Genomic DNA, 22,827 nt, shown 5'->3' on the forward strand with positions numbered 1-22,827 from the left:
CTCTTACAGCATCGACGAGTACATGTTAAATACAGGCATCATGATGGCCATGACCACACTTCCCACCACCAGGGCAAGTATGAGAATCATGGCTGGCTCCAGAAGCGCAATCATCTGGTTGACCGCCCTGGCTGCCGCCTTTTCATAAAAACTTCCCGCATCCTCCAGCACCATATCCAATGCACCGGATTCCTCTCCCGCTGCCACCATGGAGATGAGCACCGGCTGGAACAGATTCAGCTCCTCCAACGCCTGCGACAGCATCACACCTCCTTTTAAGCTCTCCGCGGCCTGGGCCAGCCCTTTCTCCACATATGAGTTTCCCATTACCCGCCCCACCGTGTGCATGGCATCCAGAATTCCAATCCCGCTTCCGTAAAGCACGGCAAAGGCAGATGCAAAACGGGATGTATATACGGTTCTTAAAAGTTTTCCTATAATTGGAGTATACAGCACAGCCCGGTCTGCCTGCAGCCGGACGGAAGGACATTTTAGAATCCCCTTGAACAGGGCCATCAATACCAGAATAAGCATAATGTAAAGAAACCCGCTGCTGCGGAGGCTGAAACTGAGCCTCATCATCATCCGGGTCATCCAGGGCAGTTCCTGCTCCTGCAGCATGGAGGCAAACTGCGGAAGAACCATGGTCAGCATAAATACAGCCGCTATCACGGTAATGGAAAACAATATGACCGGATAGGTCATAGCCGCCCGCACCCTTCCATTTAACTCTTCCTCCCGGCCGTAGTACTCCGCCATCTTATGAAGCAGTTCATCCAGTCTTCCGCTGGACTCGCCCGTGCGCGTCATATAAACCAGCAGATTAGGAAATACTCCTTTCATCTCCTCCATGGCCTCTGACAAGGTACGTCCCTTATGAATGCTCTCCCTGAGTCCGGCAAGGGCCGCCTTTAGAGTCTTATCCCTGGCAGACCCGGCACTCACCTCCAGGGCCCTGGACAGCGGCACTCCGGCTGTCAGCATGGCTGCTATCTGTCTGCACAACAGCGGAAGCTGTCTTTGGTTCAATTTTGCCGGAAGAGCCGCGGACGTCCTCTCCTGGGAACTGTATTCATAGCAATAGAGTCCCTGGGATTTGAGTATGGCAAAAAGAGCCCTGCCGCTGTCTGCCTCCTCGGTTCCACAGTGAACTCTGCCATCTTCACTTTTCGCCTTGTATCTGTAACGCGGCATGGCTCCCTTCCCCTTTCCATAACGGTTTCATATGTACAAAACCGGCTTTATCTGATATATGTCAGACAAAGCCGGCCGCAAAACACTTATATATGATTTATTAACGGAAAATATTCTGAGCCGGCTCATATTGGTAGCCAATACCAGACAGTACAGATATAATCCTGGACTTATCCGCATCCAATGCCTGGCACATCTCGTCCAGAGAACTGTAATTGTCACGGAGCTGTGTGTTTACATAACTCAGCAAAATAACTGGGTCTTTCGGAATGGTACTCACAATTTCTACCTGCTTTCTATTACCTCATATTGATTCAATTAACATCAAATACCCTACATCTAGTCCTATTCCTGCTATAGGTACTCCGGCTTTCAGCAGAAACGATTATATCACCTGCAAGTAACGTTTTCAACATAAAGTTAGGGTATTTTCCCTACTTTTTTCGTCATCACCGGAAGTTGATTGAATTATGTTTCTCTATTAGAAGTATTCTGAAAAATACCTCCTATTTTATGGAAAAAATAAGGGAAAGAACCTGTTTGCGCAGATTCCCTCCCTCACCTGTATCTTCATTATATACTTATCTAAAATCATTCCACATATGCAATCAGCCGTGTTTTGTCCTCATCCACATCTATGACAATGGTGCTTCCTTCACGGACTCCGTCACCCAGTATAATTCTTGCTGCCAGGGTCTCCACATTCTTCTGGAGATAACGCTTCAGGGGACGGGCACCATATGCCGGGTCATATCCCTTATCCGTAACGAATTCCTTGGCTCCCGCTGTCAGCTCTATGGTCAGTTCCCTGTCAGCCAGACGTTTATTCAGGTCAGCCACACAGAGATCCACGATTCTTCCGATATCCTCCCTGGTTAACGGCTTGAAGAGTATGGTTTCATCCAAACGGTTTAAGAACTCCGGCCTGAAATGGGCGCGAAGCTCATTCATCACCGCGTTTTCCACCTCCGGCCTGATGTTTCCGTTTTCATCAATTCCCTCCAGCAAATACTGGGATCCGATGTTGGAGGTCAGGATAATGATGGTATTCTTAAAGTCCACGGTCCTGCCCTGGGAATCCGTGATACGTCCATCGTCCAGTACCTGTAAGAGTACGTTGAACACATCCGGGTGGGCCTTCTCCACCTCGTCAAACAGTACCACGCTGTATGGTTTGCGGCGCACGGCCTCTGTCAGCTGTCCTCCCTCGTCATATCCCACGTATCCCGGAGGCGCTCCGATAAGACGTGACACGGAATGTTTCTCCATGTACTCACTCATGTCAATCCGCACCATGTTGGATTCGTCGTCAAACAATGCCTCTGCAAGGGCTTTGGCCAGCTCCGTCTTACCTACGCCGGTGGGCCCCAGGAACAGGAAGGAGCCAATTGGCTTGGTGGGGTCCTTGATGCCTGCCTTGGAACGGATGATGGACTGGGTCACCAGCTGCACGCCTTCATCCTGGCCCACCACACGTTTGTGAAGAACCTCATCCAGATGCAGGGTCTTGCTTCTCTCGCTCTCTGTCAGCTTGGCAACCGGGATTCCGGTCCATTTGGATACGATTCTTGCAATCTCATCCTCTGATACGCTCTCCCTCACAAGGCTTAAGTCCTCATTCCGGATGCGTTCCTCTTCCGCCTGCAGCTCCTTTTGAAGCTCCGGCAGCCTGCCATACTGCAGTTCCGCCGCCTTATTCAGGTCATACTTCTGCTGTGCGTCCTGAATCTCCCTGTTTACGCTCTCTATCTCTTCCCTGAGGGCGGAGAGGCGGTCCACACTGGCCTTCTCATTCTCCCACTGGGCCTTCCTGGACGCAAACTCATCGTGAAGCTCAGCCAGCTCCTTCTGGAGGTCAGCCAGACGGTCCTGGCTCAGACGGTCTGTTTCCTTCTTAAGGGCTGCTTCTTCTATCTCCATCTGCATGATTTTCCTGGACATCTCATCCAGCTCCGCAGGCATGGTATCCATCTCTGTCTTAATCATGGCGCAGGCTTCATCCACCAGGTCAATGGCCTTATCCGGCAGGAAACGGTCGGTAATATACCGGTCGGACAAGGTGGCAGCGCTCACCAGAGCAGAGTCTGTTATCTTCACTCCATGGAACACCTCATAGCGCTCCTTAAGCCCCCTCAGTATGGATATGGTATCCTCCACCGTGGGTTCATCCACCATCACCGGCTGGAATCTTCGCTCCAGCGCCGCGTCCTTCTCTATATACTGGCGGTACTCATTGAGGGTGGTGGCGCCGATACAGTGGAGTTCTCCCCTGGCCAGCATGGGCTTTAACATATTGCCCGCATCCATGGAACCCTCTGTCTTGCCTGCCCCCACAATGGTATGCAGCTCATCGATGAACAGAATAATCTGCCCGTCGCTCTTTTTCACCTCTTCCAGCACAGCCTTCAGACGTTCCTCAAATTCACCTCTGTACTTGGCTCCTGCCACCAGGGCGCCCATATCCAAGGCAAACAGCTTCTTATCCTTCAATCCGTCCGGAACATCCCCCCGCACGATTCTCTGGGCCAGGCCTTCCACCACGGCTGTTTTGCCCACGCCAGGCTCACCGATGAGCACAGGGTTATTCTTCGTCTTACGGGAGAGGATGCGGATAACATTACGGATCTCGCTGTCACGGCCGATTACCGGGTCCAGCTTCTGGTCCCTGGCCCGCTCCACCAGGTCATATCCGTATTTGGCTAATGTGTCATAAGTCGCCTCAGGATTATCGCTGACCACCCTCTGGTTGCCCCTTACAGTAGAGAGTGACTGAAGGAATGTCTCCCGGGTTATGTTATATAACTTAAATAACGCCTTAATATCCTTATTCGGATGCTTTAAAAGAGACAGGAACAAATGCTCCACGGATACATATTCGTCACCCATGGCCTTTGCCTCGTCCTCGCCGCTTATGAGCACCTTATTCAAATCACTGCTGATGTAAAGCTGGCCGCTGCCGCTTACCTTGGGCAGACGCTCCACTGCCTGCTTTGCCTCGTTGGAGAACATATCTCCCTGTATCCCCATCTTTGTAATCAGCTTAAGAATCAGGCTGTCCTCCAGGGTCAGCAGGCTGTACAGAAGGTGCTGCTCATCAATCTGCTGGTTTCCGTATTCATATGCCAGCTTCTCACAGTTCTGGACTGCTTCCATTGACTTCTGAGTAAATTTATTAATATTCATTGCCCATTCCCCTTTCTTCTCTGCCGCCTCTGACCAGATTGCCTGTGTGAATCCTCCGGGAGCAGCGGCCTACGGAATTGTGCTTTGTCGCCTTTGTTCTAGTCGTACTATAACACATGTTATCAGCACTGTCAAGGGTCGAGTGCTAATTTTTTTAAATAAAAATGCCGCGGCACAGACGTCATTTATCTGTGGCCGCGGCCAGCCGCATAATCTTTACTTCACGCCGGTAGCTGTGATTGTCTTGTCCGTAAGGGTACCCTTGTAGATAATGGTTGCAGTATCCCCTATCTTCAGTTTGTCAAACATGCCTTCTTTTCCCAGGAAGGTAAACAGGGTATTCTCAGGGTCCACTGTGTCGATGACCACATAATCCGCCCCAACTTCTGCCACCTTGCCGGAAAGGGTATTGATTTTAGCGTCTTCTGAATCCATGGCATCCTCAGTCACAATTTTGGTTGCCACCGGTTTGTCGGTATCGTCTTCCAGGTCCCCGTAGTAGGTCACATCCGCCTGTACGCCGGACTTGATGCCGTCCTTTGATACCTTCTGTGCGATCTTGGTGTTAAAGGTATATGTACCCTCGTCCGTGGTCAGGGTCAGGGTATTGTCGTCTGCCTTCTCTATGGTTCCCGTGACAATGGCATCCTCCTCAGCGGCTGCTTCTTCCGCTGCCTCTGCCGCGGCAGATGTAACGATGTCCACTGACTTTGCCTTGGTTGTGTCTGCGGAAAGCTCTCCTGCATATGCAATCTCTACCTCATCACCTTCTCCAATGGCATCCGCACCTTCAATCTTGGCCTCAGATACATCAAACTTCGCTTCCTTGCCTGCGTCGTCCTTAACGGTAACCACCTTATCAGCTACCTCTCCCACGAAACCATAGAAGTACTCCAGTTCCATATCATCTTCTGCGTCTGCTGATTTCTCTGTCTCAGTCTGTGCTGCTGTAGTAGTTGGGGCCGCTGTAGTTTCTTTATTGCCGGAAGAACAAGCTGTCATCCCCAATGCAAGCGCCAGGACTGCAACTGCCAAATAGTGTCTCTTCATAATAATCTCCTCTTTTCTAAATCATGCTATGTCATATGATATGCCAGGACGGGCAGCATATTCCCCCTGCCGTCGTCCACGTTACATATTACTACGAAAAACACTATTTTACTATGACTTTTTCTTTAATTTTTCATAAAATTTAAATACTCCCCATTTTTTTGATGGACTCTGATACCAGTTTTCTGAAGAGGGGAGCCATTTTATCCGATGCCTCCTGGACCTCCCTGTGGGACAAAGGCGCGTCTGTCATACCGCAGGCCAGATTGGATATACAGGAAATACCGCATATCTTCATGCCCATGTGATTGGCCGCCACTGCCTCGCAGGCCGTACTCATGCCCACTGCATCCCCGCCCAGTATCCTGCACATCTTTACCTCATACGGACTTTCATAGGCAGGTCCTGTGAGCTGTACATATACCCCCTCCTGTATCCTGATTCCAAGCTCAAAAGCAGTTGAACGGATGATGTCCCTCAGGTCCTCATCGTATATGTGGCTCATATCCGGGAACCTTGGTCCCAGCTCCTCCAGATTCGGCCCGATGAGCGGGGAGGGGACAAAGCAGGATATCTGGTCCTTAATGAGCATAAAATCCCCTGCCCCATAATCATAATTCACTCCGCCCGCCGCATTGGTCAGAAAGAGGATTTCCGCCCCCATGAGCTTCATAAGCCGAACAGGAAGGACCACATCTGACATGGGATAGCCCTCATAATAGTGAACCCGTCCCTGCATCAGCACTGCCGGAACCTCATTTATGCGGGCGAACACAAACCTGCCCTTATGGCCGGGTACCGTAGATACAGGAAATCCCTCTATATCACGGTAATCAATGGTTGCCTGGATTTCCAACTGCTCTGCATAGTCGCCAAGGCCGGATCCCAGCACCAGGGCCACCTTAGGTTCAAAGGGAATCTTATCCTTTATGCTGTAATAGCAGTTTCTCAGCTTGTCATACACAGGATTTGTCATATCTGTTCTCCTTTTCTTACGGGAGCTTATCCCTCCCTTGTTATGTGAAGTATATCATACCTGAGCCATAGGGCTCAACCTTTTATGCGGGGCAGGCATCTTCTTCGGTGTTCCCGCCGGTTCTGCCTGTACCACACTGCCAAAAGGGCCAGCAGTCCCACGCTTATGCCTATGAGCCCCGCCCCAACTGTTATGACAAAACCGCTGCGTACCCAGTACCAGAGATTTCCCTCCCTGCCTTCACCCTGAACCTCCGGTACAGGTACATGGTCTGCCACTTGAGCCGCTTCCGGAGAGACGGGAGAAACCGGGGAAACCTGCCTGTAAACCATTTCCAGTTCATGTGTTTCCGGTTCTGTCCAGCTGACTTCCCCCTCATATGCGGCCTCATAGTCTCTTAGGAGCTTTTGGCCCCAGACCATGGCCTGGCGGCACATTCTTCCCTCCTCATCCTCGTATGACTCCCCTGACCAGTCTGCGGAGAGTATGCGGTACTCCAGAGGAGACAGCCCCATAAACTCCAGCAGCTGCCCTCCCATGGACACGCAGGTCTCTAAGACCGCATCCCCCGGTATGACCAGGGAACCTCCATGATATTCATCCGCGCCATAGGCGTGGAAGGTGACAGGTGCCGTAAATCCATCCTGCCATTCCTCCCTTACAATCCGGCTTTCCTTCAGGAACAGGGTTCCCTCTGCCTGATTTCCCGATACATCCTCTTCCAGGGAAATAGACTCGGGAATCTCTTCAGCTCCTTCCACACCGGTATACACCATCCTCCGTTCCAGACGCTGGCTGACATCCTGTCCCGGAATCGTCAGTATCTCCCAGTAATCCAGCCTGTACTCCTTTCCATCGCCGTCCCAATACCGGTCAGAGGGTTCCTGGAATTCCCCATCCTCTGCCGTCTCCACGTTCCGGGTAATCCGAAGCTCTGGGCCGTATCGTTCCCCTTCCTCCGGTTCCTGTTGCGGCATGGCCAGCGCACTGCCTGACAGCCAGAAAACAGCTGCCGTCACGGCAGTCACAGCAAATACAGCCCTGCCTATTTTCCCCCTTATATTTATCCGTTTTTCCAACGGTATTCTTTTCCCTCTATCTGCCATAAGCATTCCTCCCGGCTATCTGCCATTTTACAAACTGTAGGAAAACAGAATACAAATCATATGTATATGTCAAGGTGCATAAATGAAAACCGCCTGCTAAAATGGGAATCACGGGTTTCAGAAGGAAACCTCGTCTCTGTGCTGATGCACAGCCAGATGTCTGAAGAAAACAATCTGTGGTCTTATTATACATAACCTGAGAACAAGAATCAAGGGCAATTCCCATATTATTCTCCTCATATGAAACAGTTCAGACAGCGCTTCTTCTTGACCGAAAAAAACCGGTCCCGGTCCTCCATTGACCGCGGGCCGGACAAAAATACGGTATCCCCTCTCCTATAGAAGGAATACCGTATTAAACTTATCTGTCACTGCACTGTCAGATGAATCACGGTCTGAACTGGCTGTACTTGTGTCCGGGAGCAATTCCTCCCCTGTAGGCCGCCAGCTCGCTTACTGTCACCAGCTGATATCCCCGTGCTGTCAGCTCCGGAATCAGCACCACCGCCGCATCTGCTGTCGTACTGTAGATATCATGCATCAGTATGATATCCCCATCCTTTACCTGGCTCAGCACGGTGTCAATGGTCCTCTGTGCATTCCTGTGCTGCCAGTCTCTGGTATCAATGGACCACATGATGGCCGGCATACCCATGGAGCCCAGCACGTTGAGGGACGCTGCATCGATATATCCGCCCGGCGGGCGCATGAGGACAGGTGATACGCCGCAGACAGCCTGGATCTTCTGGTTGGTGGCACCCACCTGGCTTACGATTCCCTCCGCACCGATTTTAGTCAGATATTTGTGGTCATGGGTGTGGTTGGCAACCTCGCATCCCTGGTCCGCCATCCGCTTGATGACGCCTGCATTTGCATTAACATTGGAGCCCAGCATGAAGAAAGTTGCCCTTCCTCCATTGGCCTGCAGGCTGTCCAGTATCCGGCTGGTCACTGATGTCTTAGGTCCGTCGTCAAATGTGAGGGCAATCATGGGCCTGGACGGGTCAATCCCATGGGAAACCACCGGGTCCGCGGGAATCCCTGCACCCTTAGCCGTGATGGAAGCACGTATGCCGTCCACCCTGAGACCTGCACCCTCCTGTCCGGCGGATGCGCCATTGGCTGCCCAGTCCGTCCAGGATCCGTTCTGAAGTACTTTATAGTATAAATCATATCCGGCTGCTCCGCCGCCAGTCAGTTCCATGCGTATGGACTCCAGAGGCATGACGCCTTCCGCGCCGCCTGTCTCAGCTCCGTCCTCTGCCCAGGAGAGCCATCCGGAACCGCTCAGATTCACCTGATAGCGTATGCCCACCTGCGTACCGGCCGGAATATTAATCAGATTGGCCCTTATGGCCGTGACCCACGAGTTGACCGGGGCCGAACACATATTGTTGTCAGCCGTGGCCGCGCTCCATCCCTGCTGCAATATGAAAGCGCTGTAGTTTACCTGGAGGGGCTCCTGGCCCTCCGGCTGGGCTGGCTGGCCGTCCGGCTGCGCTGCCTGCCCCTCCGGCTGTACCGCCTGACCCTCCGGCTGTACCGCCTGACCCTCCGGCTGGCCTGCCTGGCTATCGGTCTGTGCTGCCACTCCCGGCCCTGTCTGGGCCGACTTTGCCGCACCTACCCCCGTGCTTCCGGCCAATGCCGTCATTCCCTGCATACTTAAAATAATTCCGGCTGCCACAACAGCAGCCAGAATCTTTGACTTTTTCCCACATCTGATCATTCACATTCTCCTTGCATCTTATCTTTATTTGAGGAAATGACATCCTCTCCGAACACGGTCCTGCATAACATCACATATTCCTTGAAATACAGGTGGTCCTCCAACTCCTTCAGAGCATGGGCTATCCCCCAATAATACCGGGCATGCTTCCGCTTATCCTTCTCGTTAAACCGCTGCCATATGGCATCGCCCACCACCAGATAATCTCTGGCCGTACAGCGCATATTGCTGAGCTTGTCCCCCAGAGCCAGTATCTTAATCTCCCTGGAAGCCGTGCAGAGATGCCTGACCGTACGGGTCTTTCGCTCCTGCCAGCTGCGGCTTTTATCTTCGCTCTCATCCACTACCAGATCCGCTACCCTGGGACCAAACGCGTCCTCCAGTTCTTCCCTGGTAACTCCTGCATCCTCCATAACATCATGGAGCAGGGCTGCCGCAATGATTTCCTCATCATCCGTAAAGGCGGACACAATCACTGCCGTCTCCATGGGATGCGTGATGTACGGAATCTTCGTGCCCTTTCTGAAAGCTCCCTTGTGTGCTTTATCTGCAAACGCAGCCGCTTCTCCAATCATAGGTCTAACTCCTTCTGTGATAGCACTATTTATATTCCTTATGTACCTCTCCTTTTGATGTCAGGAATCATACCTATCATACCATATTCAGCCGGCATTTTGAAGGGTATTGTGGAATCTTTGCCATTTTCCAAGTTAAACTTGTAAGAAAAGAGAATTTCTGATATGCTATAGAAGTATTTTTTCCGCAATACTTAAGGAGGATAATTCATGGATCGTCATTCGTCATATTCGGCTCCCCGCAGCGAACGTGCTTCCGGTTCTTACGGCGGCAACCGCGGCAGGAGCAGTAAACGCAACACCTATAATAAACGTTCATGGAACGATAACAGAAAACTGCATACCCTGGTATTCTACATACTTCCCTTTATTTTAATCAATCTGGTCATATTCATCCTGGCCACATCCACACCCAAGATAGAGTATGATGCGTCTGACACCAGGGATTACCGCAGCGTAGATATATCCATCCGCATACGTTCCCTTCTCCCTATACGCGAGATGAGCGTCACCATGGAATCCCAGCCCCTTGAAATGGAAAAGGAAAAGGGAGTCTACACAGCTACCCTGACCAACAACGGGACCCTGCAGATATATGTGAAGGGCTGGAACGGAATGTCTGCCAGACTGTCTGACACCATTCAAGCCCTGGACGATATGGCACCTACCATTCAGGAAGACTATGTGATGGAAAAAGGAATCCTTACCATCACGGCGGAGGACAGCCAGTCAGGTATTAACTTTGATGCTGTCTATGCCACGGATGAAGATGAAAAGACCGTCAAACCCAGCCATATTAATAAAGAATCCGGAGAGATCACCTTCCCCATGGATACCCAGACCCTTGTGGTGTTTGTGGAGGATTACGCGGGCAATACCATAAAGAGCTCCTATACCAGCCTGAAGGACGGCTTAGACCTCAGCAACCGTGACACGGAATTCCCCTCAGACGGCACCAACGGCACTAATGGCAGAGGCTCCAAGGGATCCGGCACGGATAAGGAAACCAGTAAAGCCAAGGAATCCACCAAGGCCAAGGAATCCACCAAAGCCAAGGAATCCACCAAGGCCAAGGATTCCACCAAAGCCAAGGAATCCACCAAGGCCAAGGAATCCACCAAGGCCAAGGACTCCACCAAGGCCAAGGAATCCACCAAGGCCAAGGATTCCGCCAATGCCAAGGAATCCACTAAAGCCAAAGAGACCACTAAGGCCGCAGAAACCACCAAGGCGCAGGAATCAACTGCGGCAACAACGGCTGCCCTGTCTCCCGCCGTCCCGCAGGCACCATCGCACACTCAGGCATCACAGGCACCGTCGCCCACTCAGGCATCACAGGCACCGTCGCCCACTCAGGCATCACAGGCACCGTCGCCCACTCAGGCATCACAGGCACCGGCGCCTGATAACGGCTCGGGAGATAACGTCACCATCGTACCCCTGGGCTGACACTTATCTGAGTCTATCTGTAAAATATCAATTCAATAATAAGACCATGACTCCCTGCACGGAACCATGGTCTTATTTTTACTCAATATTCTATTCCATATTTTATCCAAATCCTGTCACTGTCTTCCCGCATCCATGATATCGTCAATGATATCCACATATTCAGAACAGTATTTTTCGTACATAGGGGCCGCGGCTTCCTGGAACCGTTCTTTTTCCCTGGCATCCAGTTCCGTCACCACGCAGCCTGCTCTCCTGACCCTGTCTTCTGAGGTCTTCTCACGCTCAGCCCACAATTCACGCTCATACAGAGCCGATTCCTGGGCACAGTCCCGTATAATGTTCCTGTATTCCTCCGGCAGCTTATCCCAGGTGGACTGGGCTGCCAGCTGAAGCTCCGGAACCCTGTTGTGTTCGTCCAGGGTGAAATATTTGGCCACCTCATAATGCCTGGTGGACTCATAAGAAGGCCAGTTGTTCTCGGCCCCGTCTATCACCCCTGTCTGCAGGCCTGAATATACATCCCCAAAAGCCATGGGCACCGGCGCGGCCCCCAGAGCCTGAATCGTATCCATCATCAGTTCAGATTCCTGGACCCTGATTTTAAGTCCCTTCATGTCGTCCAGGGACTCAATGGGCCTGGCCGTACTGTAGAAATTACGGGCGCCCGCATCATACCAGGACAGCGGCACCAGGCTGGAACCGCCGAAGGAATTCATGAAATCCGTGCCAATCGGCCCCTCCAGCACCTTCCACATGTGCTCCCGCCCCGTATACAGATAGGGCATCTGAAGTACATTCAGCTTGGGCACGAACTCGGCAAGGGGCGACAGGGATACCCTGGCAAAATCCACACCGCCAAACTGCAGCTGTTCAATAACCGTTTTCTCGTCTCCGAGAACACCGCCGGCATTGACCTGTATCTCCACCCTGCCCCCGGTCTTTTCATATACCAGCTCTGCAAATTTATAAGCTCCCTGGGTGGTGGGATAATCCTCCGCCTGATTCTCAGCATATGTCAGGACGAACTCCGGAACTGTCTTCTGTGCCGTACCGTCCTTACCGCTGCCTGCGCAGGATGCGGCCAGAATCATGACAGCGGCGCAGGCCATCAGGTAAATCACATTTTTTCTCAAGCAGCCGTCCCTCCCTTCGGATATATCATACCCCAGTTACCAGACCCGGTCAAGGCAGGCCTTTCCTTTAATTATGCACAGTCCTGCCTTCCACCTTTGAGGCGGCATAACGGTAAAATTCTTCTTTCTCATTTCCAAGCACACGGTTTGTAAATACAAATCCATGGGTGGTATCGCTGAATACGATAATCATGGCAGGTTTCCTGGATATCCGTTTCACAGACTTCCACGGCAAATCTGATGTATCATTTCCCACCCGAATGTGAAGCCCATTGTCGTCAATGGTAACCTGGGTGTCCTGGGTAATCCCCGCCGCCTGTTTTTTTGCCTTGGCATAAATCATCAGCGGCTGAATGACTGTAAAAAGGCAGCAACCCAGAACGATGAGGCACCTCATGAGTCCCTGGGCCTGGTCCCACCTGGAAAATCCCAGTGCAAAGGCCGCCACTGTAAATATGATATTGCAAAGTCCTGCCAGAGAACCGTATATATAATACATGGAAAGCTGCCATAAATCCCGCGCCGTTGTCCTGTATGTGTATGTGTATCTCATTCATATGCTCCTTGTGCGGATGTCCTGAATCTTAACAGAGTGGCGACAGGGCCGCCACTCTGAGATTTCATTATAACACGAAAAACGATTTTCCCGTATCCAGTAATTAATGGGCCAGTACAGATGGAAGCCACATGCTGACAGACGGAATAAAGGTAATCAGCAGCAGAGTAATAATCATACACAGGTAGAATGGAAGCGTAGCCTTAACCACCCGCTCCATAGGCACCTTGGAAACCGCAGAGCCAATGAAAAGAACTGCACCAACAGGAGGTGTCAGAAGTCCGATACCGCAGTTAAGCACTACCATGATACCAAACTGAATCGGGTCCAGACCGATGGATGTTGCGATGGGAAGCAGGATGGGGGTTGCAATCAGGATGATTGGCGCCATATCCATGATACATCCAAGTACCAGAAGAATCAGGTTCAGCAGCAGGGCCAGAAGAATGGGGTTATTGGTCATGCCTGTGATTGCGCTGGCAGCCAGATCAGGCACATGCAGCTGGGTCAGGCAGTATCCGAAAATACTGGATGTGGCAATCAGAATCATTACGATAGACAGGGTGTCCACGCTGTCTCCCAGTACTCTCCAGACTCCCTTCCAGTCCAGTCCCTTGTAGATAAACACGCTGACAATCAGGCTGTAGATAACAGCAACCGCTGCGGACTCTGTGGCCGTAAACACGCCTCCTACCACGCCAAATACAACTATCAGCACAGCTGCCAGTGCCCAGAAGGAAACACTCAGCTGCTTAATCAGGTTGATGATGCTGAACTTCTCGCCCTTCGGGTAATTGCGCTTAACGGAAATGATATAGGATCCTATCATCAGCGTTACGGCCAGCAGTGCTCCAGGAATATATCCTGCCAGGAAAAGGCTTCCCACGGATATGCCGCCTGCCGTGGTGGCATAGATGACCATATTGTGGCTGGGAGGCACCAGCAGTCCCTCACAGGATGAGGTAATGGTTACAGCTGTTGAGAAATCGTCATCGTATCCCTGGTCCACCATCATGGGAATCAGGATGGAGCCAAGGGAAGCCGTATCTGCTGATGCGGAACCTGAGATACCGCCAAAGAAGTAGGAAGCGACAATATTAACCATTGCCATGCCGCCCCGCATCCAGCCAACACATGCATTGGCCAGTGCAATCAGCTTTTCGGAAATACCGCCTGAACCCATCAGGCATCCCATGGTGATAAAGAAAGGAACTGCCATCAGGCTGAAGGAGCTGATGCCCTTTACCATCTGCTGGCAGATGGTGGTCAGGTTATGTCCCTGGAACAGAAGGCAGAACACAGATGAAAGCGCCACCGCATAGGCGATGGGAAAACGCAGGAATACCATCAGGAAGAAACTGCCCAGCAAAACCAGAATTGCCATGCTATTTGCATCCATTACTCCATCCCCTCCTTTACAAAGAAGCTCTTAACATGATTATATAATGCCTCTACTTCGAAAACCAGCATGGCCACGCCGGCCAGAGGCACCGGGAAATACATCCAGAACCTGGAGACCTTAGGCATGCTCACATATGTACCCTTTGAGCCGATTCCCGTGGCATACTTCCAGCCCACCGTAATCATAATGACTGCAAGCACAAGCACTGCCAGGTCTGCGATGATATCCAGGCTTCTTACCAGCTTGGGGGGCAGATACCGGTCAAACGCGGTCATGCGTATATGGGCGCCCCTTCTGATGGCAAGAGCTGCCGAAAGCACTGCCATATAGGACATACAGGTCAGAACTACCTCTTCACTCCACGCAGGGTCGGGAATGAACGAAATGTACCTTCCTGCCACAGCCATGCTTGTGATAAGGATATCCACTACCAGAAGCAGCTTGCAAAGGAACAGTACGGCCCTGTATGTCATATCATATGCAGGCCTGATTTTATCAATCTTTTGAAATATTACAGGCATATTGATTCCCCTTTCAAGAACTACAGGCACAGAGTTTATTCATTTGCCCTGTGCCTGTCTGATTGCCGTTTATTATTTGTTCATGTCAAGAATCTGCTGATACAGTTCAGCCTGGTCCTTTGTAGAAGACTCGATGATGTCTTTACAAGCATCCTGCCATGGCTTGATATCAGGAACCTCAACCACGTTGACACCCTCAGCCTTCAAAGCATCAAGAACCTCATTTTCCTTATCCTCGGAAATAGTTCTGTTGAACTGAGATGCAACCTTGCCGGCTTCCACCAGGATGTTCTGCTGCTCTTCTGTCAGCTTATCCCAAGCTTCATCCGTGATGATAACCTGGATTGCGCCCAGTGTATGGCCGTCCAGAATCAGGTTTGGAGCAACTTCCTGGAATGCGTTGGACTTGTAATTAGCGATTGGCTGCTCAGCACCGTCCACAACACCGGTCTGAAGCGCGGAGTACAGTTCGTTGAAGGAAACAACCGTTGGGCTTGCGCCAAGGCCTTCTACCATACCGTTCATAATCGGGTCATTGGACACACGCAGCTTCATGCCCTTTAAGTCGTCTAAGCCCTTAACCTCCTTAACTGTGAAGAAGTGACGGAAGCCTTCCTCGCCGTAGTACAGGCCTCTTACGCCAAGTCCGTTGTCATGCGGTTCAATGAGGAACTCAGGAGCCAGCTCGCTGTCAGCAAACTTCCAGAAGTGGTCACGGTTTGCAAATGTATAAGGAATGGACAGAAGCACGGACTTCTCAGCGCCGTAGCTTGTCAGGGCAAATGCGGAAATACGGGAAATATCAATGGTGCCTCCGCCGCCCAGCATGGTATCCAGAACGTCGTTCTCCGAACCAAGTACACCGCTGGCCTGCAGGTCAATCTTAATCTTGCCGCCGGACATCTCCTCAACGGTCTCCTTAAACTTAGAATCGGTCTGTCCAACAATGGTATCCAGTGGGTTAACCTCTGCCATAACCAGGGTAACCTCCGGCATGTCGCTGGTATCAGCTGCTGCTTCGGTCTTAGCCTCCTCGGCAGCATCCCCCTCTGTCTTTGCGGCCTCTGCAGGTGCCTCAGTTGCTGCGGGAGCTGCTGTGGTTGCTGTATCAGGGCTCTTTAAGCCACAGCCTGCCAGGGAACCAGCTACCATTGCTGCACATAATGCGGTACTAATCCATCTTTTTTTCATGAAACGTGTCCTCCTCTTAATACCTTTTTCATGCTTTCGCATAATTTTTTATGTTTTCTTAACGCTTATTTTATTATAAGAGTATTTCACGTTTCTGAACATAGTAAATTTTTGTGAATCATAGTAGTATTTTAACTTGTTTATCATATCCATTTATGCAAAATTACATATATCATCTTTATACAATCTTTATCCCTTCTGGAAAACAGACAATCTGTATTCCGTGGGACTCTGACCCGTTATGCGCTTGAACACCTTTGCAAAGTAATTGGAATCGCCATAGCCCACTGCTCTTCCAATCTCCTTCACATTGACCGTTGGCTGTCCCAGCATCTTCTTGGCCTCCTTTATCCGGAACTGTGTCAGGTAGGATGTGAAATTCTGGTCGAAACACTGCTTGAACAGCTTGCAGAAATAAGCCTCTGAATAATTCATGGCCCTTGCGGCATCCTGCATGGAAATGTCAAACATATAATTCTCATGTATGTACTGGCTGATTAATGACGTAACCTTAGACAGACGGGCATGTCCTCCGTCCTCCGGCTCCTCTGTGTCCGGCGGCGCGGGAATCTCATTTTCATCCTCATCCCCTTCACCCTGCCGGTGCTGCCCTGCAATATGCATGGCCTCCTCCACCACCAGCATCAGTTCCTCCTCGTCGTAAGGCTTCAGAAGATAATCCAGGGCCCTTACCGTGATGGCCTTTTTTGCATAGGAGAACTCGTCAAATGCTGTCAGGAATATGATGCAGCAGTCCTTGTCCGCCTGCCGAATCCGCTGGGCAGCTTCTATGCCGTTTATGCCCGGCATCTCAATATCCAGAATAACAATCTGTATCTTCTCCTCCTCATAGATTTTAAGGGCTTCCCTGCCGTTGGCTGCCTGGAATATCCGGCATCTGTCCCCCAGATTTTTCTGCAGCGTCTTATAAAGGACCTGTCTCTCAATCATCTCATCATCCGCAATCAGTAAACGTAACATTGGCTCCCCCCTAAATCTTCTGATAGTCCTCTTCCCGGGCGGCAGGCAGGATAATCTGTACCACGGTCCCCTTGCCTGCACTGCTGTAGATTCTCAAATCCCCCTCCTCATACATGGATTTAATCCTCTGATATATATTCCCCAGCCCAATGCCCACCCTGGCTGTCCGATGCCCATTAAGTGCATCCATAAGCCGTTTCAGCGTCTCTTTATCCATACCAACGCCGGTGTCAGCCAGGGAAATGACTATCTTATCCTTCTGTTTCCATATCCTTAAAAATATCCGTCCCCCCTCTTCCTTCCTGGCTATGCCGTGTATGATGGCATTTTCCACCAGCGGCTGAAGGGTAAAGGCCGGTATCATAGTCTCGCTGCCGTCCACCTCCAGCCGGAAGTCATGACTGATACGGCTGCCAAAACGCATCTGCTGTATGTACATATAGTCCTGCACCACCTTAAGCTCCTGGTCCAGAGGCACAATCTGCTCTGAGGTCTTAAGATTATAGCGGAAGAGATTTCCCAGGCTGGATATCATCCGCTCAGTTGTCTGGGCTTCCTCCAGTTTTGCCATGCAGGATATCATATTCAGAGTATTAAACAGGAAATGCGGATTAATCTGGCTCTTAAGAAGTTCCAGGCGGGCTGCGTCCAGACGTTTCTCCATCTCGATACGCTCCACCTCCTCCTTATGAAGGCGCTCCGCCATCTCATTTTTCTCCTTCAGGGTATTGATATACCCCTCTGTGGCATGTTTCATCTTATTAAATGCCTGGACCAGCTCTCCCATCTCATCCCGGTTCTCCACCACCAGGTCCTCGCCCCCGAAATCATTTCTGGCTATCTCCCTGGAACTGTGGGCCAGCTTTACCATAGGGGCAATCAGGGTATTGGACAGAAGCTTGGTCAGGCAGATGACCGTAATAATCATCAGGACGGAACAGGCCATAATCATGTAGGGAAGGTCATAGAGGAGAGGGACCTTTTCCTGATAGCTGCGCTTTCCCTCCTTCAGGGTGGACTGCATCAGCCTTCTGGCATAAGTCTGCAGATAACCCTGCATTCCATATACCCTGTACAATTGCATCACAAATCCGTCATCCGACTGGTCCATGTGAAGGACCTGGTCCCGGAAATACTGGTAGCCTTCATAGCCATTCTTAATATTCCACGTCCTGGCATACCGCTCTGGTCCAATGACATCATAGTCAAAGGGCAGGGCGTCTATACTGCTCTCCGTCTTAAAACAGGCCAGCCTGTATTGCTTTGCATTCTCCCAGGACCGCTCCCTCACATAGAGTTCAAAGGCATCCGCTTCCTGCTCCATGGACTCCTGCACATCATAGCAGAGGGAATTGTCATTGAGTATCACGTTAAAACTCTCCAGGGAGAAATTCATGACCAGCATATTAAAGGCAATGGACAGACCCATCACCAAAATGACAACGACGGAAAATGCACCCAGCTTTTTTTTCAACGATATTGAAAGCCACTGATTTTTAATATAAGAAAACATACCCCACCCCAATCGCACCAGAATGTGTCTGAAACCTGCCTTCTTCCGGCTGTTTGTTGAGTCTGCGCTCTGCGTAATCGTATCATACGTCCTTCACCATGCCATCCCTCCGGGAATGCCCACGGCCCGGTCAGTGTCTTTCGCCATTATACCATATAATAACAGGGAGCGCAAAGCCCCCGGCCTTGCGCTCCAGTTATTCCCAATCACCTATTCTGTTTCGCTATCTTCGGTTTTTGAAGCGGTTATCTGCCTCTGGTTCTTCTTAGTTGTCCCGATCTGCTTCTGGCCCTTTTTTGACGTGCTAATCTGTTTCTGTTTTTCTTTGGACGTGCCTATCTGCTCCTGCTTCTTCTTGGATGTGCCTATCTGCTTCTGCTCCTCCTTGGATGTCCCTATCTGCTTCTGAGCTACCTTGGATGTGCCTATCTGCTTCTGGGCTTCCTTGGATGTGCCTATCCGCTTCTGGGCTTCCTTGGACGTGCTTATCTGCTTCTGCTTTTTATCTGCTGCTTTTTTAACCCCAGGCTTCTTTGCGTCAGGTTTTACGTTCTCTTCCACCTGTGTGCATGTGTAGATGCTGACACTCATTGGCGGTATATAGACTTCAATGGAATCGTCCTTCTCATCCCATTCCAGCTTCCGGGATGTCTTGGCACGCCCGTTGATCCTGCCTTCCCCGCCAAAGTCCCTGGCATCGGTGTTGAATATCTCCTTATACTTGCCGTGGAAGGGAACGCCCACACGGAATTTCTCGTGCTCCATGTTATCAAAATTGCAGATAAAGAGAAGGGTTTCCTCATTCTTCCTGCTTTTTCGCAGGAATATAATCATGCTCTCATTCTGATAGCTGCAATTAATCCACTCAAAACCATCGGGATCATAATCCATCTCATACAGGGCCGGGTGCTCACGGTACAGCCTGTTAAGCGCCTTCACATAATTCTGCATGTTCTTGTGAACGGGATACTCCAACAGTCCCCACTCCAGGGACGCGCCCTCATTCCATTCTGCCACCTGGGCGTATTCCTGACCCATGAACAGCAGCTTCTTTCCGGGATGTCCCATCATAAAGGCATAGGCAGCCCTCAGGTTCTCGGCCTTCTTTTCCAGGGTTTCACCCGGCATCTTGCCAATCATGGAACCCTTGCCGTGAACCACCTCATCGTGTGAGAATACCAGCACAAAGTCCTCACTGTAGGCATACAGCATGGAAAATGTCAGCTCCCCATAATTGTTTTTCCTGAAAAGGGGGTCGCATCTCATGTAGTTGGTGAAATCATTCATCCAGCCCATATTCCACTTATAATTAAATCCCAGGCCGCCCTCTTTTGGATCGCCTGTAATCATTGGCCATGCAGTGGACTCCTCCGCGATGATGACCGTGCCGTCCTTTCGGCCCTTGAATACGGAATTCAGATGCTTCAGGAACTCCATTGCCTCCAGATTCTCATTGCCGCCATATATGTTGGGCACCCATTCGCCGTCATTCTTCCCATAGTCCAGATAGAGCATGGAAGCAACCGCATCCATCCTGATTCCGTCCGCATGATACTTGTCCGCCCAGAACAGCGCATTGGCAATCAGGAAATTGGACACGCCAGGACGGCCGTAATTGTATATCAGGGTGCCCCAATGGGGATGGGATCCCTTCCTGGGGTCCATATGCTCATAGACGCAGGTGCCGTCAAACGCAGCCATTCCATAGGCATCCCTGGGGAAATGGGCCGGTACCCAGTCAAGTATGACGCCGATTCCCTGTCCGTGCATATAGTCCATAAAGTACATGAAATCCTCAGGAGCGCCGTAACGGCTGGTTGGAGCATAGTACCCTGTAACCTGATAGCCCCAGGACTCATCCAGAGGATGCTCCATCACAGGCATGAGCTCCACATGGGTGTATCCCATGTCCTTTACGTATTCCGCCAGCCTTGCGGCCAGCTCGCGGTAATTATAGAATTCGGAACCCACCAGGTCCTGTCCGTCCTCATCCTTGACCGTCTCCTTGCGGATCCAGGAGCCCAGATGGACCTCATATATGTTCATGGGCTTGTCCTTTGTATCTGTCTTTGCCCTCTGAGCCATCCATGACTTGTCGTTCCATTTGTATTTATCAATATCCCATACAATAGACGCGTTGTTGGGACGCAGCTCTGCATAGTTTGCATAGGGGTCTGCCTTCAGCATGGGCTCCCCTGCCCTTGTCTTTATCTCATACTTATATATCTCACCTTCATACAGGCCGGGAATAAACAGCTCGAACACACTGCCGTCCCCTTCTCCCAGGCGGCGCATCTGATGGCGTCTTCCATCCCAAAGGTTGAAATCCCCCACCACGCTGACACGCATGGCGCATGGCGCCCACACGGAAAAGTACACGCCGGATACCCCGTCAATGGTCATGGGATGGGCGCCCATCTTCTCATAAATCGTATAGTGGATCCCCGCTGCAAATTTCTTTAAGTCTTCTTCCCGGTACTGGGGAGCAAATGAATAGGGATCATGGAGTTCCTCCGTCACCCCGTTGTCATAGGTGACCACCAGGGTATAGGGCGTTTTGCTCTTGCGTGGTATCAGCGCCGCGAAAAAACCCGCCTCGTCCGCCAGCTCCATGGGATACTTCTTCCCGGTCGAGGAAATCTTCACACTGATTTCAGCCGCAGTGGGTACCAGCGCCTGAATCAGAAGTCCCTCCTCTGTCAGATGAGGTCCCAGCATGGCATGGGGATTGGATGCCTCCGAATACACCAGTTCTTCAATCCCTGCCCAATCCATCAAATCATATAATTTCTGTTCCATATATTTGCCCCCTTGTAAGTTTATTTATTCTCCGGTCTGATATCAGCACGCCTGCTGTATATCCTACTCCTAAAGGGTATTTGCCCTGTCAGCAATATTCTGTCTGAAATTAACCACATCATGCTCGTATTCTTCATCCATAAGGGGAGAAGTAATCATGAAATCCGCGCTGGCCTTGTTATTTGCAATGGGGATGTCATAGACCTGGGCAATCCTTAACAGAGCCTTAACGTCCGGATCATGGGGCTGCGCTGTCAGCGGATCGGAAAAGAAAATCACAAAATCAATTTTTCCCTCCACAATCTTGGCCCCAATCTGCTGGTCTCCGCCTAAGGGGCCGCTGTTATACCCCTTTACAGGCAGGTTGGTTGCATCCGTAATCATACGGGCCGTTGTGCCGGTCCCGCACAGGAAATGCTTGGACAGTATATCCTTATGCTCCCCGCACCACTGTATCAGTTCCCGTTTCTTCTGGTCGTGGGCAATCAGGGCAATGTTCTTTTGTTTGCGTATTGTCATAGGTAAATAATCCATTTTCATCTGTCTCCTTTCAGTCTGTCACTTTGTTGGCGATGGTTCCTATCCCTTCTATGGTACACTCCACCACATCTCCCGGAACCAGGAATTTAGGCGGGTCAAAGCCCATGCCCACTCCTGCCGGGGTTCCGGTGGCAATAATGGTTCCGGGCATTAAGGTCATGCCCTGGGAGAGTTCGCTTACAATGTGGCTGATATCAAATATGAGCAGTTCCGTATTGCTGTCCTGGCGAAGCTCGCCGTTCACCCTGGACTGTACCTGTACTTTGGGCGGATAGGACAATTCATCCACAGTGGCTATGCATGGTCCCATGGGCAAAAAGCCGTCCAGCCCCTTGCCGAAATACCACTGCTTATGCCGTGTCTGCAGGGTTCTGGCGCTGACATCATTGATGATGGTATATCCGAATATATAGTCCTTTACATCTTCCTCCCTGATACGGGATGCCTCGCGGCCGATGATTACTGCCAGCTCTGCCTCGTAATCCAAATCCGATACAATATCTCTGTGGCTGGGGATGCCTGCCCCGGGATCCGTGGCCCGGTTCACCCGTTTGGAAAAATAGATGGCATAGGGTCTTTCCCCGTCAAAGGCCTCCTTCTTAAATCTGGCCGATTCCTCTGCGTGAGCCATGTAATTGATTCCCAGGCAGATAACATCCTGCCGCGGGTGGGGAATCGGGGCTAAAAGGCTTACCTCCCCAATAGGGGCAGCCCCCCTGATTTTATACGGGTCCTGGCCGGACGCATATTCCAGCAGCTGCTTCTCCGAATCGCTGATGTTCTCTATCAGCTCCTGCATGGTCTTATAATCCATATCCAGGGTATCAAGGGGATAGACCCAGCTTCCGTCCCTGCTGATGACTCCAAGTCCGGATTTGTGTTCGATTTCATATGTAACTAGTCTCATAATGCCCTCCTGCTCATAC

Annotated in this window: 19 protein-coding genes; 1 reads left to right on the forward strand and 18 read right to left on the reverse strand. The window is 51.0% G+C overall.

All coding sequences use genetic code 11. The annotated features are described in order from the left end of the window. Positions 1 to 3 precede the first annotated feature (3 nt). The 8 genes from G614_RS0107880 to G614_RS0107920 form a co-directional block, all read right to left on the reverse strand. Positions 4 to 1,194 (reverse strand): type II secretion system F family protein, encoded by a 1,191-nt coding sequence (locus tag G614_RS0107880; RefSeq protein WP_027641536.1) that lies wholly within the window; start codon positions 1,192 to 1,194, stop codon positions 4 to 6. Positions 1,195 to 1,294: 100 nt separating this feature from the next. Then, positions 1,295 to 1,474, reverse strand: coding sequence for a DUF4250 domain-containing protein (locus G614_RS0107885; protein WP_027641537.1), 180 nt, complete (start codon positions 1,472 to 1,474; stop codon positions 1,295 to 1,297). A 311-nt stretch (positions 1,475 to 1,785) separates the two neighbouring features. Beyond that, positions 1,786 to 4,377 carry an ATP-dependent chaperone ClpB gene (gene clpB / locus G614_RS0107890; protein ID WP_027641538.1) on the reverse strand — a complete coding sequence of 864 codons (2,592 nt, stop codon included), beginning with the start codon at positions 4,375 to 4,377 and terminating at the stop codon, positions 1,786 to 1,788. A gap of 216 nt (positions 4,378 to 4,593) precedes the next feature. Then, complete coding sequence (locus G614_RS0107895) at positions 4,594 to 5,427, reverse strand: hypothetical protein (RefSeq protein ID WP_027641539.1); 834 nt, start codon at positions 5,425 to 5,427, stop codon at positions 4,594 to 4,596. Between the two features lie 142 nt (positions 5,428 to 5,569). Then, the gene (locus G614_RS0107900; RefSeq protein WP_027641540.1) at positions 5,570 to 6,403 is read right to left on the reverse strand and encodes a purine-nucleoside phosphorylase; all 834 of its coding nucleotides are present in this window, start codon (positions 6,401 to 6,403) and stop codon (positions 5,570 to 5,572) included. 74 nt (positions 6,404 to 6,477) lie between these two features. Then, on the reverse strand, positions 6,478 to 7,509 hold the full coding sequence (locus G614_RS0107905) for a hypothetical protein (protein ID WP_027641541.1): 1,032 nt from the start codon (positions 7,507 to 7,509) through the stop codon (positions 6,478 to 6,480). 388 nt (positions 7,510 to 7,897) lie between these two features. Next, the gene (locus G614_RS0107915) at positions 7,898 to 9,238 is read right to left on the reverse strand and encodes a polysaccharide deacetylase family protein (protein ID WP_027641543.1); all 1,341 of its coding nucleotides are present in this window, start codon (positions 9,236 to 9,238) and stop codon (positions 7,898 to 7,900) included. Further along, complete coding sequence (locus tag G614_RS0107920) at positions 9,235 to 9,813, reverse strand: HD domain-containing protein (RefSeq protein ID WP_027641544.1); 579 nt, start codon at positions 9,811 to 9,813, stop codon at positions 9,235 to 9,237. The genes G614_RS0107915 and G614_RS0107920 overlap by 4 nt, the downstream gene beginning before the upstream one ends. Before the next feature lie 210 nt (positions 9,814 to 10,023). Between G614_RS0107920 and G614_RS0107925 the strand changes: the two genes are divergently transcribed. Beyond that, a complete protein-coding gene (locus tag G614_RS0107925) occupies positions 10,024 to 11,262 on the forward strand; it encodes a hypothetical protein (RefSeq protein WP_027641545.1) in 1,239 nt (412 codons plus the stop codon). 116 nt (positions 11,263 to 11,378) lie between these two features. On the opposite strand, the gene G614_RS0107930 is transcribed toward G614_RS0107925, so the two are convergent. The 10 genes from G614_RS0107930 to G614_RS0107975 all read right to left on the reverse strand — a co-directional run bounded on the left by G614_RS0107930 (position 11,379) and on the right by G614_RS0107975 (position 22,808). Then, positions 11,379 to 12,398 carry a TRAP transporter substrate-binding protein gene (locus G614_RS0107930; protein WP_027641546.1) on the reverse strand — a complete coding sequence of 340 codons (1,020 nt, stop codon included), beginning with the start codon at positions 12,396 to 12,398 and terminating at the stop codon, positions 11,379 to 11,381. A 67-nt stretch (positions 12,399 to 12,465) separates the two neighbouring features. Then, on the reverse strand, positions 12,466 to 12,951 hold the full coding sequence (locus G614_RS0107935; protein WP_027641547.1) for a YcxB family protein: 486 nt from the start codon (positions 12,949 to 12,951) through the stop codon (positions 12,466 to 12,468). A gap of 106 nt (positions 12,952 to 13,057) precedes the next feature. Next, entirely contained in the window at positions 13,058 to 14,353 is a 1,296-nt protein-coding gene (locus tag G614_RS0107940) for a TRAP transporter large permease (RefSeq protein WP_022203056.1), read from the reverse strand. Beyond that, positions 14,353 to 14,877 (reverse strand): TRAP transporter small permease, encoded by a 525-nt coding sequence (locus G614_RS0107945; RefSeq protein ID WP_022203057.1) that lies wholly within the window; start codon positions 14,875 to 14,877, stop codon positions 14,353 to 14,355. Before G614_RS0107945 ends, G614_RS0107940 begins: the two co-directional genes overlap by 1 nt. Positions 14,878 to 14,949: 72 nt before the next feature. Next, positions 14,950 to 16,068 carry a TRAP transporter substrate-binding protein gene (locus G614_RS0107950; protein ID WP_027641548.1) on the reverse strand — a complete coding sequence of 373 codons (1,119 nt, stop codon included), beginning with the start codon at positions 16,066 to 16,068 and terminating at the stop codon, positions 14,950 to 14,952. A gap of 189 nt (positions 16,069 to 16,257) precedes the next feature. Continuing rightward, positions 16,258 to 17,049 carry a response regulator transcription factor gene (locus tag G614_RS0107955; RefSeq protein WP_027641549.1) on the reverse strand — a complete coding sequence of 264 codons (792 nt, stop codon included), beginning with the start codon at positions 17,047 to 17,049 and terminating at the stop codon, positions 16,258 to 16,260. A 10-nt stretch (positions 17,050 to 17,059) separates the two neighbouring features. Then, positions 17,060 to 18,562: a sensor histidine kinase gene (locus G614_RS0107960; RefSeq protein ID WP_027641550.1), complete on the reverse strand. Its 1,503-nt coding sequence runs from the start codon at positions 18,560 to 18,562 to the stop codon at positions 17,060 to 17,062. Between the two features lie 210 nt (positions 18,563 to 18,772). Continuing rightward, entirely contained in the window at positions 18,773 to 21,361 is a 2,589-nt protein-coding gene (gene glgB / locus G614_RS0107965; protein ID WP_027641551.1) for a 1,4-alpha-glucan branching protein GlgB, read from the reverse strand. 69 nt (positions 21,362 to 21,430) lie between these two features. Further along, positions 21,431 to 21,895: a methylglyoxal synthase gene (locus G614_RS0107970; protein ID WP_002586797.1), complete on the reverse strand. Its 465-nt coding sequence runs from the start codon at positions 21,893 to 21,895 to the stop codon at positions 21,431 to 21,433. Between the two features lie 16 nt (positions 21,896 to 21,911). Beyond that, positions 21,912 to 22,808: a fumarylacetoacetate hydrolase family protein gene (locus G614_RS0107975; RefSeq protein WP_027641552.1), complete on the reverse strand. Its 897-nt coding sequence runs from the start codon at positions 22,806 to 22,808 to the stop codon at positions 21,912 to 21,914. Positions 22,809 to 22,827 lie beyond the last annotated feature (19 nt).

Source organism: [Clostridium] clostridioforme AGR2157, from assembly GCF_000424325.1.
Taxonomy (GTDB): domain Bacteria; phylum Bacillota; class Clostridia; order Lachnospirales; family Lachnospiraceae; genus Enterocloster; species Enterocloster clostridioformis_A.

What these genes read in the sequence shown, in the direction of transcription:
- G614_RS0107880 (WP_027641536.1), bottom strand. Translation starts at nt 1,194, where the DNA reads ATGCCGCGTTACAGATACAAGGCGAAAAGTGAAGATGGCAGAGTTCAC.
- clpB (WP_027641538.1), bottom strand. Translation starts at nt 4,377, where the DNA reads ATGAATATTAATAAATTTACTCAGAAGTCAATGGAAGCAGTCCAGAAC.
- G614_RS0107895 (WP_027641539.1), bottom strand. Translation starts at nt 5,427, where the DNA reads ATGAAGAGACACTATTTGGCAGTTGCAGTCCTGGCGCTTGCATTGGGG.
- G614_RS0107900 (WP_027641540.1), bottom strand. Translation starts at nt 6,403, where the DNA reads ATGACAAATCCTGTGTATGACAAGCTGAGAAACTGCTATTACAGCATA.
- G614_RS0107905 (WP_027641541.1), bottom strand. Translation starts at nt 7,509, where the DNA reads ATGGCAGATAGAGGGAAAAGAATACCGTTGGAAAAACGGATAAATATA.
- G614_RS0107915 (WP_027641543.1), bottom strand. Translation starts at nt 9,238, where the DNA reads ATGATCAGATGTGGGAAAAAGTCAAAGATTCTGGCTGCTGTTGTGGCA.
- G614_RS0107920 (WP_027641544.1), bottom strand. Translation starts at nt 9,813, where the DNA reads ATGATTGGAGAAGCGGCTGCGTTTGCAGATAAAGCACACAAGGGAGCT.
- G614_RS0107925 (WP_027641545.1), top strand. Translation starts at nt 10,024, where the DNA reads ATGGATCGTCATTCGTCATATTCGGCTCCCCGCAGCGAACGTGCTTCC.
- G614_RS0107935 (WP_027641547.1), bottom strand. Translation starts at nt 12,951, where the DNA reads ATGAGATACACATACACATACAGGACAACGGCGCGGGATTTATGGCAG.
- G614_RS0107940 (WP_022203056.1), bottom strand. Translation starts at nt 14,353, where the DNA reads ATGGATGCAAATAGCATGGCAATTCTGGTTTTGCTGGGCAGTTTCTTC.
- G614_RS0107945 (WP_022203057.1), bottom strand. Translation starts at nt 14,877, where the DNA reads ATGCCTGTAATATTTCAAAAGATTGATAAAATCAGGCCTGCATATGAT.
- G614_RS0107950 (WP_027641548.1), bottom strand. Translation starts at nt 16,068, where the DNA reads ATGAAAAAAAGATGGATTAGTACCGCATTATGTGCAGCAATGGTAGCT.
- G614_RS0107955 (WP_027641549.1), bottom strand. Translation starts at nt 17,049, where the DNA reads ATGTTACGTTTACTGATTGCGGATGATGAGATGATTGAGAGACAGGTC.
- G614_RS0107960 (WP_027641550.1), bottom strand. Translation starts at nt 18,562, where the DNA reads ATGTTTTCTTATATTAAAAATCAGTGGCTTTCAATATCGTTGAAAAAA.
- glgB (WP_027641551.1), bottom strand. Translation starts at nt 21,361, where the DNA reads ATGGAACAGAAATTATATGATTTGATGGATTGGGCAGGGATTGAAGAA.
- G614_RS0107970 (WP_002586797.1), bottom strand. Translation starts at nt 21,895, where the DNA reads ATGGATTATTTACCTATGACAATACGCAAACAAAAGAACATTGCCCTG.
- G614_RS0107975 (WP_027641552.1), bottom strand. Translation starts at nt 22,808, where the DNA reads ATGAGACTAGTTACATATGAAATCGAACACAAATCCGGACTTGGAGTC.